16 protein-coding genes and 1 rRNA gene are annotated in these 15397 nt (G+C 43.9%); 15 read left to right on the plus strand and 2 right to left on the minus strand.

The window, feature by feature from the left end:
• Positions 1-23: 23 nt before the first annotated feature.
• From rrf to ACLD71_RS08805, 4 genes are all read left to right on the plus strand, one after another.
• Positions 24-139, plus strand: a 5S ribosomal RNA gene (gene rrf / locus ACLD71_RS08790).
• Positions 140-417: 278 nt separating this feature from the next.
• Positions 418-1056 carry a hypothetical protein gene (locus ACLD71_RS08795; RefSeq protein WP_411994246.1) on the plus strand — a complete coding sequence of 213 codons (639 nt, stop codon included), beginning with the start codon at positions 418-420 and terminating at the stop codon, positions 1054-1056.
• A 121-nt stretch (positions 1057-1177) separates the two neighbouring features.
• A complete protein-coding gene (locus tag ACLD71_RS08800) occupies positions 1178-2563 on the plus strand; it encodes a PhoH family protein (protein ID WP_411994248.1) in 1386 nt (461 codons plus the stop codon).
• A 10-nt stretch (positions 2564-2573) separates the two neighbouring features.
• Complete coding sequence (locus ACLD71_RS08805) at positions 2574-2852, plus strand: PilZ domain-containing protein (protein ID WP_137673608.1); 279 nt, start codon at positions 2574-2576, stop codon at positions 2850-2852.
• Here the strand turns inward: ACLD71_RS08805 and ACLD71_RS08810 are convergent.
• Both ACLD71_RS08810 and leuA read right to left on the minus strand, forming a co-directional pair.
• Positions 2836-3801, minus strand: a complete 966-nt coding sequence (locus ACLD71_RS08810; RefSeq protein ID WP_411994250.1) for a hypothetical protein — start codon at positions 3799-3801, stop codon at positions 2836-2838. The two genes, ACLD71_RS08805 and ACLD71_RS08810, sit on opposite strands and share 17 nt — an antisense overlap.
• Before the next feature lie 25 nt (positions 3802-3826).
• Positions 3827-5401 carry a 2-isopropylmalate synthase gene (gene leuA, locus ACLD71_RS08815; protein ID WP_137673610.1) on the minus strand — a complete coding sequence of 525 codons (1575 nt, stop codon included), beginning with the start codon at positions 5399-5401 and terminating at the stop codon, positions 3827-3829.
• 182 nt (positions 5402-5583) lie between these two features.
• Here leuA and ACLD71_RS08820 point away from each other — a divergent pair, with 182 nt between their 5' ends.
• The 11 genes from ACLD71_RS08820 to ACLD71_RS08870 all read left to right on the plus strand — a co-directional run bounded on the left by ACLD71_RS08820 (position 5584) and on the right by ACLD71_RS08870 (position 15394).
• On the plus strand, positions 5584-6237 hold the full coding sequence (locus ACLD71_RS08820; protein WP_411994251.1) for an NAD(P)H-binding protein: 654 nt from the start codon (positions 5584-5586) through the stop codon (positions 6235-6237).
• Positions 6238-6419: 182 nt separating this feature from the next.
• Positions 6420-6908 carry a phosphatase PAP2 family protein gene (locus tag ACLD71_RS08825; RefSeq protein WP_137673612.1) on the plus strand — a complete coding sequence of 163 codons (489 nt, stop codon included), beginning with the start codon at positions 6420-6422 and terminating at the stop codon, positions 6906-6908.
• Between the two features lie 10 nt (positions 6909-6918).
• Positions 6919-8025: an MJ1255/VC2487 family glycosyltransferase gene (locus tag ACLD71_RS08830; RefSeq protein ID WP_411994252.1), complete on the plus strand. Its 1107-nt coding sequence runs from the start codon at positions 6919-6921 to the stop codon at positions 8023-8025.
• Positions 8026-8042: 17 nt separating this feature from the next.
• Entirely contained in the window at positions 8043-8198 is a 156-nt protein-coding gene (locus tag ACLD71_RS08835; RefSeq protein ID WP_174235948.1) for a hypothetical protein, read from the plus strand.
• A gap of 285 nt (positions 8199-8483) precedes the next feature.
• Positions 8484-10202: an acetolactate synthase 3 large subunit gene (locus ACLD71_RS08840; protein ID WP_411994254.1), complete on the plus strand. Its 1719-nt coding sequence runs from the start codon at positions 8484-8486 to the stop codon at positions 10200-10202.
• Positions 10202-10696 carry an acetolactate synthase small subunit gene (ilvN, locus tag ACLD71_RS08845; RefSeq protein WP_137673615.1) on the plus strand — a complete coding sequence of 165 codons (495 nt, stop codon included), beginning with the start codon at positions 10202-10204 and terminating at the stop codon, positions 10694-10696. The genes ACLD71_RS08840 and ilvN overlap by 1 nt, the downstream gene beginning before the upstream one ends.
• A 150-nt stretch (positions 10697-10846) precedes the next feature.
• Positions 10847-12739, plus strand: a complete 1893-nt coding sequence (locus tag ACLD71_RS08850) for an EAL domain-containing protein (protein ID WP_411994255.1) — start codon at positions 10847-10849, stop codon at positions 12737-12739.
• A gap of 185 nt (positions 12740-12924) precedes the next feature.
• On the plus strand, positions 12925-13806 hold the full coding sequence (locus tag ACLD71_RS08855; protein ID WP_411994257.1) for a hypothetical protein: 882 nt from the start codon (positions 12925-12927) through the stop codon (positions 13804-13806).
• Positions 13803-14414 (plus strand): PilN domain-containing protein, encoded by a 612-nt coding sequence (locus tag ACLD71_RS08860; protein WP_411994258.1) that lies wholly within the window; start codon positions 13803-13805, stop codon positions 14412-14414. The genes ACLD71_RS08855 and ACLD71_RS08860 overlap by 4 nt, the downstream gene beginning before the upstream one ends.
• Complete coding sequence (gene gspM / locus ACLD71_RS08865; RefSeq protein ID WP_411994260.1) at positions 14407-15060, plus strand: type II secretion system protein GspM; 654 nt, start codon at positions 14407-14409, stop codon at positions 15058-15060. The genes ACLD71_RS08860 and gspM overlap by 8 nt, the downstream gene beginning before the upstream one ends.
• Positions 15053-15394 carry a hypothetical protein gene (locus tag ACLD71_RS08870; RefSeq protein ID WP_137673620.1) on the plus strand — a complete coding sequence of 114 codons (342 nt, stop codon included), beginning with the start codon at positions 15053-15055 and terminating at the stop codon, positions 15392-15394. The genes gspM and ACLD71_RS08870 overlap by 8 nt, the downstream gene beginning before the upstream one ends.
• The last annotated feature ends 3 nt before the right edge of the window (positions 15395-15397 follow it).

A 15397-nucleotide genomic window follows, 5' to 3' on the forward strand; every position in this document is an offset into this window, starting at 1 on the left:
ATGTTAAAGACAACAAGTTTTTGCCTGGTGGCAATAGCGTTGTGGACCCACCTGAACCCATGCCGAACTCAGAAGTGAAACGCAACTGCGCCGATGATAGTGTGGGGTTTCCCCATGTGAAAGTAGGTCACTGCCAGGCTCCTATTACTAAGCCCGCTCAATGAGCGGGCTTTTTTATTGCCTGCGATTTATCGCGCCATACAAACAACATCCCCACCCAACACTATAGGCAGTTTCATGTTTAACCCGCTTCCATATGACCGGTTAACCTGACTAGTTTACGAGCTATTTATCTTAAGTATTTTGCTGATAAATATACAAAGCTGAATTGTTATTTTGGAAGCATGAATATGCTACTTTAAGAAAATGCTAAGATGTACGAACTGCTATTTTTGATATTAGATGGAAAGGAACTCTATGTTAATTCGAATATTTTTGCTGATTACCGTTGGCTTACTTCTTACAGGGTGTGCGTCGACAGAAAAGTCTCGAAAGCTTGAGTTAGTGGATGCTTCTATTTGCTGCGCCACTTACGATGATATGGATTTTGAGTTATTGAAATTGGGTGAACATTCCATAGAGTTTGGTTCTGCGCTTGATGTGAAAGAATTTGCTGGTAATCGAAGTTTTTTTAAAGCTTATGAACTTCCTAGCTCTAAAGGCAAATATATAAAAGTTAAGTCATTCATATCTGGAGATGGCTTTACAGGCACAAAATATTTCTTACCGGTATTTATCGCTTTGGATAAAAACCACCAAGCAGTTAAGGCATTTACTATCCCAATGAATGTAGAGAGCTCAATATTGACCTATTACGCTGCTGGTTGGTTCACTTTAAAAATGCTGGGTGATGCAAAATACTTGGTAACAATGACTGGTGATGTCGAAAATGAGTTATTTCAGAAAGAACTGGCTAGGGAGTATGCCTTCCCAAAAAACCAAATACCCAAAGAAACAAAACGGGCTAGCCACGGTGAGGTAGAAATAGAATTACGAGAATCGAGCAATGATGACACTCCTTATTGGCATAAAGTTGATCGGATAGTTAACGGTTAAATTATAAGCAGTTGGTTTAAGTTGATTACTATTAATTTGTAATGCCGATCAGGATGATTTAGCCTGAGGATGAACGTTTGCAATACTTCTCACATCGCCTGTTGGCCTATGGAGGGCAAATATGGAAAATAACGCTCCAAGTAAACTGTTCATTCTCGACACTAATGTGCTTCTGCACGAACCCCTCGCTATTTACTCATTTCAAGAACACGATGTTGTCATCCCGATGACGGTACTCGAAGAATTAGACCGAATTAAAGATAGGCAAAAAGACGTAAGTCGCGATGCTCGAGTAGCTATTCGCTCTCTAGAGGATGTCTTTGCCGATGCGTCTCCAGAAGAAATTGTTAATGGTATTAATCTCAAAAATGAAGCTGATAATCAAGCTAGTGGTAAAGTCGCCATTTTTGCGGATCACGCCTTAGAAAAAGATCAGCAAAACTTTACTGCTGATGAGCCCGACAACCGTATTATTAATGCGGCTATCTATTTGCAAGAAAAGCACGCCCCGCGAAAGGTGGTTCTTGTTACTAAAGACATTAATATGCGCTTAAAGGCTAAAGGAGCCGGTCTAAAACTTGTTGAAGATTACCGTACCGATCAATTGATAGATGATATTCGTTTACTCGCAAAGGGCTTTGTAGAGTTTGAAGGTAGCTTTTGGGGGCGTGTTAAAGACTGTGAAAGTAGCTCTGAAGGTCGAGATACCCACCATGTTATTGATGCTGAGATCCTAGGCCCATGCTATGTAAATCAATACATTGTGGATGATACCGAAAGTTTTGCTGCGCGAGTTGTAAAAAAGGATGAGCAAAAGGTCGAGCTACTAGACTTAGGTTATGAACGGCTGATGGCAAAACATGCTTGGGGTGTTCATCCTAAGAATATCTATCAAGGTATGGCGTTTGATGCCTTGCTCGATCCAAGTATCGATTTGGTCATTCTTACTGGCCCTGCCGGGTGTGGTAAAACATTGCTGGCAATGGCTGCTGCTTTAGAAATGGTGGTAGAAAAAGGGATCTACGACAAGATTATTGTTACTCGAAATACCCCTGAAATTGCTGAATCGATTGGTTTTTTACCCGGTACTGAAGAAGAGAAAATGGCCCCTTGGCTGGCAGCGATTACCGATACTTTGGAAGTGCTGCACAAACACGATGAATCGATGTCAGGCTCAATGAATTACATTATGGAAAAGGCCAACATCCAGTTCAAATCCGTTAACTTTATGCGTGGACGGAGTATTCAAAATTCCTTTGTCTTTTTGGATGAGTGTCAAAATTTAACAGCTTCCCAGCTCAAAACCATTATTACTCGCTGCGGTGAAGGAACCAAATTGGTATGCTGTGGTAACTTAGCGCAAATTGACAGCAATTACTTGTCGGCAGTGACCTCAGGGCTAACTTACATTGTTGAGCGCTTTAAAGATTTTGAAGGAAGTGCAAATGTTTACTTAAATGGCGTAGTGAGGAGCCGTTTAGCCTCGTTTGCAGAAGAAAAACTATAGAAGGTAAAAGATGATTGGAGACGAAAACAAGCGCGCATTTCACCGTATGCTAATTGATGCAGAGTTACGTATCTGGGTTGGCCAGCAAAGCTATTCGGGTTTGTGTAAAGACTTAAGTGCTACTGGCATGGGGATTAGTTTAAAAGATGTAAAACTGGCCTTAGGCGATGACGTTGAAGTCGCCTTAAGTGGTCAAGGTGTTGCACCTTTTAGTGCTAAGGGCAAAGTGGTACGTTGTATAGCTGAAGGCGATATTGATTACGCTGTTGAGTTTACTTCACTCTCTTAAACTTTGGGGGTTCCCAGTCTATTCGTTGATAGGTATAAAGCCCTGAATGGATGTACTGGGAACTGCTTTTTGCTACTTTCCCTAATTGAAACAACGCTGGCCCAGTGGGTTCAGCAAGTACAAATTTCTTACCTCTTATCTCCACCGTTTCATCACTAGCTCTTGCTGGAATGGCCAAAGCAATCAAAGCATGATTTGGCACATAAATAATGGCAATATCCAACCTTGGAAAAGCCGTTTTGAGGGCGCTAGCAATCAAAGTAGATTTACTATCGCAGTCGCCTACATTATTACGAATAACTTGAATTGGGGTGAGGTAACCAGCGCCACGTAGATTGTCTTTAGAGCGTAGTTGGTTGTAAGGAATAGATTGTACAAACCCCAGTAAATAATTAGTGACTTCCCTAGGGCTACTTTCCTTGTCCCCTAGAGCATTTAAGCTGCTGTTTAACCAACTTGTGAGATATTCGGCGCTCTCTTTAGCCAAACGGTTATGGTCTGGCATAATTCCTATTGAACCATCCACGGTACGTTGTTCTACAAAGTATTGTTGGTTTAAATAGTCTTGGTAATGCTGCTCAATGTCTTGGTGTAGTTGAGTATTTATTTCTTTTAACAGTGCTTGGTCATTGCCCTGCAGCTGATAAGAGAGTTGGTCGTTTTGAGTATTAAAGGTTACTCGTGCTTGTTTAGGGTCTATGTTACTTAGGCTGCTTTTTAGCTGAGAGAGCACGTATTGCTGAGCATGTTGAGGGCGATACTGAGTAAACTTTGTGAGGTGGTGTGGATAGTTGAGTAAACTAAAGCCTATTTGTTGTTGCTTACCTTGTTGATCGTTCCAGAGGTAGTTGTAATTGCCTGCATTTCTGTCAAAACTGAGCTGTTCTGCATCAGCAAAAGCACTGAGTAAGCCGGAGATAATGAGTAAGTGAATTAATCCTTTTTTCATTGTTGCTCCGGCTGATTTAATGCTATTAGCCTAGTTTAGATTGTTTCTGTTTGGCGACTTGTTCCGCGCGATGAATATGATTCAATACGTGAACAAAGGCTTTAGCCGAAGCTTCAACAATGTCGGTGGCTAGGCCCATGCCGTGATATTTACGGCCTTGGTAGTTTGCCACAATATCGGCTTTACCAAGTGCATCTTTAATATCTGATTTTTGCGCAGCACTTGTGCCACCGCCTGCGGCTTCAATAGTGTAATCGTCGATCTTGATATCGTAGCCGGTTATTTTACGTAGGCAACGGTAGGCTGCATCGATGGGACCATTCCCGGTAGAGGCTTCGAGTATTGTCTCTTCACCGGCGATAAGCTTAACGGTAGCGGTTGAAACCACATCAGAGCCACTTTGAGCACTTAAGTACTCTAATCGATAATGCTCAGATTCATCTTGTAAGTTATTAAAAAATACTAAGGCTTCTAAGTCATAATCAAAGACTTGGCCTTTACGATCTGCGAGTGCTAAAAAGCTCTCGTATAATTCATTTAAGTCGTAATCAGCTTCGCTGTAACCTAACTCCTGCATACGGTGTTTGATTACGTGGCGACCAGAGCGTGAGGTAAGGTTTAAGCTGTTTTTGTTTAAACCAATACTCTCGGGTGTCATGATTTCGTAAGTATTTTCATTCTTCAACATGCCATCTTGGTGAATGCCTGAAGAGTGTGAAAAGGCGTTGCTGCCAACGATGGCTTTATTAGCTTGTACTGGCATGTTACACAAATGACTGACTAACTGACTCGCGCGGTAAATTTCTTGAGACTTAATATTGCTGGTTAAACCGCCGAGCTGATCTTTACGAGTATTGATGATCATGGCCACTTCTTCGAGTGAGCAGTTGCCTGCACGTTCGCCAATCCCGTTTAAGGTACATTCTATTTGGCGAGCACCTTGCTGCACAGCTGCAATAGAGTTAGCTACCGATAAACCCAAATCATCGTGACAGTGAACCGATATAACGGCTTGGTCAATATTAGGTACGCGATTAAATAGGTTGCTAATAATGCCACCAAACTCGCTAGGAAGCGTGTAACCAACGGTATCTGGAATATTTACCGTGGTAGCGCCGGCTTTAATCGCGGCTTCAACCATGCGGCAAAGATTATCAATAGGGGTGCGTCCGGCATCTTCACACGAAAATTCAACGTCGTTGGTATAGTTACGCGCGTGTTTTACTGCTTTTACTGCCATATCCAATACGTCGTCAAAGCTACGTTTAAGTTTGCTTTCTACGTGCACGGTTGATGTAGATATAAAGGTATGAATACGGAAGGCTTCAGCAACTTTTAGTGCCTCGGCGGCTACATCAATGTCTTTTGGTAGTGCGCGAGATAATGCACAGACAGTGGAGTTTTTAATCTCTCGAGCAATGGTTTGTACTGAGTCAAAATCGCCAGGAGAAGAAATTGGAAAGCCCACTTCCATAATGTCTACGCCTAAACGTTCTAAGGCGAATGCAATTTGCAGCTTTTCTTTCACCGTTAAGCTGGCTGCTAAGGCTTGTTCACCGTCACGAAGGGTGGTATCAAAAATTTTGACTAGGTCAGACATTCATTAATCCTTGTCTATGTTATCTGTGTTTGCCTAACTGCACGTTATAGTGATTAGGTTTATTATTAGTTATTGAATGCGAGGCGCACAATATATCGGCTATTTTAGCAAGCTGACATCTTAACGGCTAAGTAAAAATAGAGCCAGTGACTCAATAACAAATTAATAAGGGGGGATAAAGCGTGACCAAAACTGCAATTGTGATTGGCGCTACAGGTTTGGTGGGCCTGCAATTAGTGACGCAACTTCTGGCTAGTGAACAATGGCACAAGGTAGTGGTATTTGTTCGCTCTAGCTTAAATGTGTCTGATGAAAAATTGCTCGAGCACGTGGTTGATTTTGCTGATATGCCACAGTGGCAAGCAGACATTAAAGGCGATAGCTTGTTTATTTGTTTAGGCACTACACTTAGCCAAGCAGGCAGCAAAACGGCGATGCGTAAGATTGATTTGGAGCTACCGTTAGCGTTTGCCACATTGGCCAAAGGCAATGGTGTTAACGATTGCTTGCTTATCTCTTCGTATCTAGCAAATGCACATTCACTGTCACATTATTTGCGGCTGAAGGGCGAACTTGAAAACCAACTGGCTCAGCTAGGGTTCCAACGCTTTATTGCTTTTCGACCGGGGCCTTTACTTGGGAAGCGAAAACAACCGCGTTTTTCTGAGCAGGTGGTGGCAGCTATGCAGCCAATATTTAGAGCACCTTATTCGCCATTACGCGCTTGGCGAGGTATTTCTGCGGATCAATTAGCCCACACTATGAGCGTTTACGCGTTGTTAGATGACAATATCGCTAAGCAAGTTGTTCAAGGAGAATCCTTGTTTCAACATTGATGGAAAAACACTGTCATTAGTCATTAACTCTTTAAGTCCCCTTAATCCACCTACTTCGTAAGGTTCTTCTCAGTGTGTAAGTTATCACTAAGCTGAACATTGTCATGGTTTTGTCAAGTTACCTTCATTTAGCGGTAAAGCAAATTATCCAGTCTGTGGAAAAGCACAGGAAGGAGCTTGGTATGTTACAACGATTGAGCCAGTGGGATTATGCAATATCCGCTACATGTTTAGGCCACCGCTTTAATGCGCAAGTGGCTAAGGCGGCGCGGGTGGTCTCTCATTCCGGCGATGGTTATTACTACGCCTTATTTGGCGGGATTATCGCATTCACTCCATTTGCCGGCTCATTTTTGAGTATTGCTTTACCTGCCTTTGTTATTGAGCTGATGTGCTACTTGGTGCTGAAGCAAGTGTTTCGCCGAGACCGCCCCAAGTCACTACCGGTATTTATCTGCCCTTCTGATCGCTTTAGCTTTCCATCTGGACACAGTGCTGGCGCCTTTGTCATGGCCGGAAGTATCGCCCAAATTTTTCCCAGCTGGTCTGGTATTGCATTTACCTGGGCAAGCTTAGTGGCTTGCTCGCGAGTATTGCTTGGTGTGCATTTCATTAGTGATGTTATCGCCGGAGCAAGTTTAGGTTTGTTTATCGTTTATAGCATCAATTAGGTTAAGAAAAATGCGAATTCTTTACGGTGTTCAAGGTACAGGTAATGGCCATATTACTCGTGCGCGTTTGCTTTGCTCGGCCTTAAAGCAACAAGGTATACAGGTTGATGTACTTATGTCAGGTCGCGAAGGTGAAATGCCAGATGTTCCTGAGTTTGGTCGCTATCGTAAGGTGAAGGGAGTGAGCTTTCACCATAAAGGTGGGCGTGTGAACAAATGGGCGACGTTTCACGATTTGTCATTAAGGCAGTTTGCCCAAGATGTGAAAGCGCTCGATTTGTCATCTTACGATCTATTGATTAACGATTTTGAACCAGTAAGTGCATGGGCCGCTAAGCAACAAGGTGTAGATAGCCTTTCTATTTCTCACCAAGCTGCGTTCTTGCATGATATTCCTACTAAAGAAATGGGCTTTTGGAATCGTCGTTTAGTACGCAACTTTGCGCCCTGCAAATACAACCTGGGTGTACATTGGGCCGACTTTAAGCAGACCATTGTGCCACCACTGGTGGAAGCGTTAGAAAACATTAGCAATAACGGGAAAATTTTAGTGTATTTACCGTTTGAGTCTTTGCATCAAATTTTGCCATTGTTAAAGCGATTTACGGGTCATCAATTTGTGTGTTTTCATCCTGAGATAAAGCACCCTGTATTGGATGGAAATATTCAGCTACAGCCAATAAGTCGCAATCAGTTTCTAGATCATCTTCGCGCATGTGCCGGAGTTTTTTGTAATGCCGGTTTTGAGTTACCTTCGGAAGCATTGGCTGCAGGCAAAAAATTGCTAGTTAAACCGCTGTTTGGCCAATTTGAGCAAGTGACCAATGCCTATACCCTGCAAAGCTTAGGTTTAGCCCATGTGGCCGAGAGCTTAGAACCTTATCAGTTGGATTCATGGTTACAGATGGACCAAGCTGAGCCGGTTTATTACCCCAATGTTGCCGAGTTGCTGGCGACTTATATCAAGAAAGACCAGTGGCAAAACCTTGAAGCAATGGCTAAAGATATGTGGCAGCAAGTGAGCTACCCTGCGGCTAGCCAGTTGCTCATGGCGAATATCATGAGTGACCGAGCCCCAAGCGCCGAATCTTTGACTAAAATTAAAGTGTCGGGATGAGCCTACAAGGAGCGAGTATGCGTTTTACTAATGAAGACGGCCAGGTCATGGACTTAGCCAATAACATGACCTTACAAGAATTATACGATATGGGAGTAAGCATCTCGCTAAGTGAAGATGCCGATCCAGAACAACAGATTTGGCTAACAGAAGAGCATGATTCTATTAAGTGATAATGATGCTTGTGTGAAGCGCTAAGTGACCGGGTGATATCTATTTATCATCCGGTTTTTTATTGCTTGTTTGGGAGAATAGTCTGTTGAAGCTCTATCCTGCTTGAGATTTTTTATAGGATGAGCTGCTTAAAAGAGCAGAAAGACTAGACAAAAGCGTAGACGCTAGGGGGCAAGAAACGTTAAAGTGCTAGCCTTGGAAGACAGGATTATAAGTCCAATTTCCCGCAACATAACAAGAGTTATCCCCAACAATTAAAATAAATAAAGCCTGGAGGCTTGAACATGGAGAAGTTATCCGGCGCCGAAATGGTCATCCGCTGTTTGCAGGACCAGGGTGTTAAACATATTTTTGGTTACCCTGGCGGCTCAGTATTAGATGTCTACGATGCGCTATTTGACAGCAGTGATATTGAGCATGTTTTGGTTAGACATGAGCAAGCCGCTGTACATATGGCCGACGGCTATGCGCGCGCAACTGGCGAAGTAGGTACTGTATTGGTGACCTCTGGTCCCGGTGCTACAAACACGATCACCGGTATCGCTACCGCCTATATGGATTCAATCCCTTTGGTGGTGTTATCCGGCCAAGTGCCTACTGGTTTGATAGGCCAAGATGCCTTCCAAGAAACCGATATGATCGGTGTTTCTCGCCCAGTGGTTAAACACAGCTTTTTAGTAAAAAAAGCCGAAGAGATCCCTGCCGCGATTAAAAAGGCTTATTACATTGCCTCTACAGGGCGTCCGGGTCCGGTTGTTATTGATTTACCAAAGGACGTGCAGAATCCGCTGCTTAAGTTCCCTTACGAATATCCAAAATCGGTTAACATGCGGTCGTATAACCCTACGTTAACTGGTCATAAAGGTCAGATTAAAAAGGCAGTTAAAGCCTTAGCTGCTGCCGAACGTCCAGTGCTGTACATTGGTGGCGGCGCGATTATGGCTGAAGCTGGCGAGCAAATTAGCAAGCTGGTTGATTTGTTTAATATGCCCGTTACCTCAACCCTGATGGGCTTAGGGGCATTTGCCTCCACCGACCCTCGTTTTGTGGGCATGCTGGGTATGCACGGCACCTATGAAGCCAACATGTCGATGCATAATGCCGACGTAATTTTTGCGGTGGGTGCGCGCTTTGATGACCGCGTCACGAACAACGTGAAAAAGTTCTGTCCTAACGCGACTATCTTGCACATTGATATTGACCCAACCTCTATATCAAAAACCATTCGTGCCGATATTCCTATCGTTGGCTCTGTTGATTCAGTGATTGAGCAAATGCTGGAATGTATTGAAGAAACATGCATTAAAAACGAAGCCGACAGCTTGAAAGCTTGGTGGGCTCAGGTAGACGAATGGCGTAGCCGCAAGTGTTTAGATTATGCAAAAAGCGATACCTTGATTAAACCTCAGCAGGTGATTGAATCAATGTACCGGGTGACCAAAGGTGATGCTTATGTCACCTCTGATGTTGGTCAGCACCAAATGTTCGCCGCCTTGTATTATCCTTTTGATAAGCCTCGCCGTTGGATTAACTCTGGTGGCTTAGGCACCATGGGCTTTGGTTTCCCTGCTGCTATGGGGGTTAAGTTTGCCTTCCCTGATGCTACCGTGGCCTGTGTAACAGGTGATGGTTCTATTCAAATGAACATTCAAGAGTTGTCGACTTGCTTGCAATATAACGTGCCAGTGGTGATTGTTTCTTTGAACAACCGCTCGTTAGGCATGGTTAAACAGTGGCAGAAGATGTTCTACGATGGTCGCCAATCTCATTCTTACATGGATTCCGTGCCTGACTTTGTGAAATTGGCTGAAGCTTACGGCCATGTAGGTATGCAAGTGAATCACCCTGATGAGCTAGATGCAGCCATGGAAAAAGCCTTCTCAATGAAAGACCGAGTGGTGTTTATGGACATCATGGTTGACCCTGAAGAACACGTTTATCCAATGCAAATAAAAACCGAAGCGATGAAAGACATGTGGCTAAGTAAAACGGAGAGAACATAATGCGCCGAATTATTTCAGTTTTATTAGAAAACGAAGCTGGTGCTCTGTCTCGTGTTACTGGCTTGTTCTCGCAGCGCGGTTTTAACATTGATTCATTAACCGTGTCTACCACAGAAGATCCAACTCTTTCACGTATGAGCATTTGCACTTACGGCGATGAAAATACCATTGAGCAAATCACCAAGCAGCTAAACAAGCTGGTTGATGTGCTTAAAGTATCGGAGTTAACCGAAGCTGAGCATGTTGAGCGTGAGATAATGTTGGTTAAAGTTCGTGCGGCTGGAGCAATCCGCGAAGAAGTGATGCGAACTTGTGATATTTTCCGCGGTCAAATCGTTGATGTAACGCCAAGCATGTATATCATGCAATTAAGTGGCGATAGCGCCAAACTGGATGCTTGTGTCAAAACCTTAGCGCAATCAACCGAGATTTTGGAAGTAGTGCGAAGTGGTGTTTGTGGCATGAGCCGCGGCGAGAGAATGCTTCGGCCATAAATCTTTTCGAAATGTCGAGTTAAAGACCAGCTTAGGCTGGTCTTTTTTTGTATTGATTCCAAGCATTTCGATAATTACTGATATACTCAAGCTATGGCTAAACCAAAGGATGGTAGAGCCCATTGCGCTTGATGGTGAGGAACACCTTGCATGAAATTCTCTAGTCGGATCATTGTATTTACCATTAGTTGCGTAGTAGTCGCGGTACTGCTTGTATTGCTTGGTGGAGCATTAACTTTCCGACAACTTGCCTTCAATCAGCAGCAGCACCAGTTGCGCTCGGTAGTTGAGGTAATTGATGGCCAGTTGAGTGTTCAACCCGAAACACCCGAGTTTGCCCAATGGCTGCCTAACTGGCTGCGGGCCCATAATATTCAAGTATTAGAAGTGTCTAACCGTGGAGGGGTGATTTATACCTTTCGCGAACTCAATTATACCGGCAATAGCAATAGCTTGGTGTCGTACCGTTACCCCTTAATGGCTCATCCTGATTTTGTGATTCAAATTTGGGTAGAGCGACCATTCAAACAGCTTACCTACGAACCCGAAGCCATGTTGGGCATTGGTGGCGGCGTATTGATTGTTGCACTGAGCTTAATTGCGGTGTTCCGCTGGCTTAAAAAGATTATGTTCGGTGCAGAATTACTGCAAACGCGCGGTAACCAAATATTGGCGGGACGATTGCGTGACGTACAAGTGGGTAGTCCCAAGGAATGGCCTAATGCGGCCAGTAAAGCCATTGAACAACTTATTACACAATTACTAGAAGCACGCCAAGAGCGTAGCCGGTTTGACTGTATTATTCGTAATCACGCCTTTGTCGATGAGCTCACTCAGTTGTCAAACCGCACCCATTTCTATAATCAGCTAGAAGCGGAAATTGGTGATGCCGACGCACACACCGGCGCGGTACTATTGGTTTACTTGCGGGGCATGGATGATGTTAATTACCAGTACGCCCGTAACGAAGGTGATGCTATTTTGCAGCAAAGTGCCGATGCATTAAAGCAGTACACTCGCCGCAACATAGATGTGAACTTAGCTCGCTTCAGCGGTGATGCCTTTGCATTGTTAATGCCGCTTTCCACTTTAGATGAAGCTGAAGATACAGCGGCGGGCATTCTCAAGCTGCTAGAGCGCATTCCTTTGCCAGAAGTTGCAGACGAGGATGACTTTTTCTACATTGGCATTGCTGGTTATCAATATGGTGACAGCGCGCAATTAGTGATTGAACAAGCCGAAGACGCATTGCGTGTTGCCCAAATGCAGCGCCACAATGGGTGGTATGTGGTACCTCGCGAATTAAGTTCAACCCAAACCGGAAAGGGTTCGGTTCGCTGGCGTACCCTCTTGCAGCATGTATTAAGCAATGAAGGGCTGCATTATTATCAGCAAGATGTTGTTGATGAAGATGGTCGGGTTTGTTATCGCGAATTATTAGCCAGAATTACCGACTACCAAGGCGAAGTGATAAACGCTGGCGTATTTTTGCCTTGGGCGGAGAAAAGCGGCTTACAGGCAAGTTTTGATGAGCATGCCTTAACATTTGCCATGAAGTACGTGAAATACACTCGCCAGCCTATCAGTGTTAACTTGAATATTGCGACGGTAATAAAGCAGTCGGTGATGCGTGAATTGCTGCAGTGGGTTTTCTCTGTGCCTTACAAAGAGTGTAAGAAACTAGTCTTAGAGTTTCCCGAGATACAGTTATCGCAGTTAAATGACACCGAAATGCTACGTTTAAAAGCACTGAATAAAAAAGGCATTAAGTTAGCGGTAGAGCGAGCGGGGCAGCGGGTGGTGAGTACTCAATACATTAGCGAGTTAAAGCTTGAATATTTGAAGCTGCATACTAGCTTAGTGCGAGACATTCAGATTCGACAAGTTAACCAACTCGCAGTGAGCTCATTAGTGGCCAGTTGTTCTGACCGCGTAGAGGTTATTGCTGTAGGCGTAGAGCGCAACGAAGAATGGCGTGTTTTGCAGCGTTTAGGTGTGCACTACGGGCAAGGTTTCTTATTTAGCAAGCCAGAGCCCATTTAAATCATCTTGGGGTGGTGTTTTGGTGAGAAAAGCATGAGTTATTTGAGTGCCTAATCTACAGTTACTAGATATACCGCCGTTAATCTTGAGAATTAGCACATATTTGTCGGCCAATGCTTTAAAAAATAACAGAAAAGTTTAGACTACTTGTGTAGATTTTACATGGATTACTCAAAGGAAAAGGGATGGGTTTAGCGTTTTGGCGAAGAAATACAGCGAAGACTCGTTGCAGTGCCTATTTGCGCTCAGATCTTGTGGTTTTAGCCGATCACCAACAGCAAACCTTTGAGAAGGCGGTTAGCTCTATCGAGCAATGGCCAGAAGCGTTAGCATCATTATGTAAAGAGGCACAACTCGGTGCCGACCATCAAATTGTTTTTGTTCTAGGCAATGCGCATTATCAACAGTTTCAGGTAGAAAAACCCAAAGTCGCCGAAGAAGAGTTGGCAGGGGCAGTGCCGTGGGCCATTAAAGACATGGTGGCAGAGCAGGTCTTAGATTTAGCGGTTGATTATTACGAAGCGCCAGCCGCGCCAATGGCCAGTGAAAAGCTCAATGTAGTGTGTGTTCGTAAACCTGTTATTCAGCAGCTGGTGAATATGGCGAATCAGCAAGATTTAACCATTGAAGGCATCACTATTGAAAGCCTCGCTGCGATTAATTTTCTTGAAGCCAATGAGCGTTGCCAAATGTTGTTATGGCAGCCCAAAGGCGGTGACTTAGAACTTATTGTGGTTCGCCAAGGGCAAGTATCTTTTACTCGTCAGCTACGTGCCTTTTCTGCGTTGGGCCAGATGCAAGAAATTGAATTTACCCAATCTTTCTTTGATAGCTTGAGCCTAGAGCTACAACGTTCAATAGACTACATTAGCGCCACTCTAAAATTGCCAGAAGTTAGCGTTATTCAGTTGGCGATTCCTAGCCGTTTTTGTGATGAAATTGCTCGCCAGTTGCAGCAAAATCTAACCCCAAAAGTTAATTTATTAGAACTCTCGTCGATTGAAAGTAGTGAGTACTATTATCACTTGCCAGCCTTGGCTGCTTTACAAGAAGGGGTGTTGTCGTGAAAACGAGAATTAACCTTTATGTTGAGGAGTTTCGTCCAAAGCCAGAACGAGGTTCACTAAGGCAAGCGGTGATATCTTGGGGAATTGTTGGCGTGTTAGCTTTGGTATGGGGGTTTTGGCAGCAACAGCAAACCAATGCCGCTGTTGTGAGCTCGAGTGCTCAACGCCAGTTACTTAATCAACAAGAGCAACAGCTTAATAAACTAAAAGCCGCTATCGAGCAGCGCGCTTTAGACCCAAGATTACAGCGTGAAGTTAGCCTTGTGCAACAAGAGCTAACATTGAAACAATTGTTAGACCAGCGCCTTAAAGGGCATGGTTATGCAAACAGCGGCTTTTCTTCATCGCTTAATGCTTTGGCGTCTATTGAAGATAGCCAAATATGGCTGACTGAAATAAATATTCAGCGTGGTCGTATGGCCTTAGCGGGGCAATCTACCAGCAGTGATGCGGTGCCTAAATGGCTTAAGCAGTTTAAGGCCTACCCCGATTTGTCTCAGCAACAGTTCGCTGGCTTGAAGATATTTAGAGATGAAGACCAGCAACTGCACTTTAGTTTAAGTGGTTCAACTAAGAGCGAAAGCATATTAGGAGGCCCAAATGAGTGAGCAGTGGCAACAGTGGCAAGCTACCTTCGCAGGTCTTAGTTTACGAGAGCGCCTATTGATTCTTGTTACCGGCTTATTGGTGATTATATTACCGAGTTATTACTTGTGGATAGAACCCGCCAGTATTAAGCAAAATAAAGCTGAAACAGAGTTGGCAGAAGCGACGCGAAAATACGCTGAAAATGCCGATTTAATTGAATTCAGTAAAACAAAACTGCGCGAAGATCCGAATAAAGACATTAAAGCTGAGTTGTTACAGTTACACGCTCAGCTAGAACAAGTAGATAAGAAACTAGAGCTACAGCAGGCGGGCTTGATCCCCGTTGAGCAGATGACCGAAGTACTGGAAAAACTACTGCAAAAAAGTGACGGCTTGATGCTGGTCTCTATGGATTCTTTAGCGCCTGAAGCGATATTAAGTAGTGCAGAAAGCAGCGCTGATAGTCTTAATTTTTATCGCCACGGTATTCGATTAAAACTCAATGGTGGCTATTTTCCTTTAGTTAAGTATTTGCAGGTAGTTGAAGAGTTACCGCAGCGATTCCTGTGGCAACTTATCGATTACCAAGTGCTTGAGTACCCAAGAGCCGATATCACTATCGATATCTATACCTTAAGCACCAATAAGGATTTTATTAGTGGCTAAGTATTTTTTAGCGTTAATGCTCTCATGTGGAGTGCTTACCAGTAGTGTGTTGGCTACGCCGCTAAGTGATCCTACTGCGCCACCTAATAGTCGCAGTAGCACGAGTAGTGCCGCCAAGCAGGTATCTTTACCCAGTATCCAAGCGATTATTGTTGGTGGGAAAGAGCCAGGGGCGATTCTTAATCAGCGCTTTGTGGGCGTAAAACAATCAATATCAGGTTACACCTTGAGCCGTGTGCATCAAGATTACGTAGTGTTAACACGAGCAAATAAGCAGTATCGAATTCAATTAGACAAGGTGTCAGTGAAACGCGTCACTGGGCAGGGGCAGTAATAC

The sequence above is a fragment of the Agarivorans sp. DSG3-1 genome, from assembly GCF_046774965.1.
Classification (GTDB): domain Bacteria; phylum Pseudomonadota; class Gammaproteobacteria; order Enterobacterales; family Celerinatantimonadaceae; genus Agarivorans.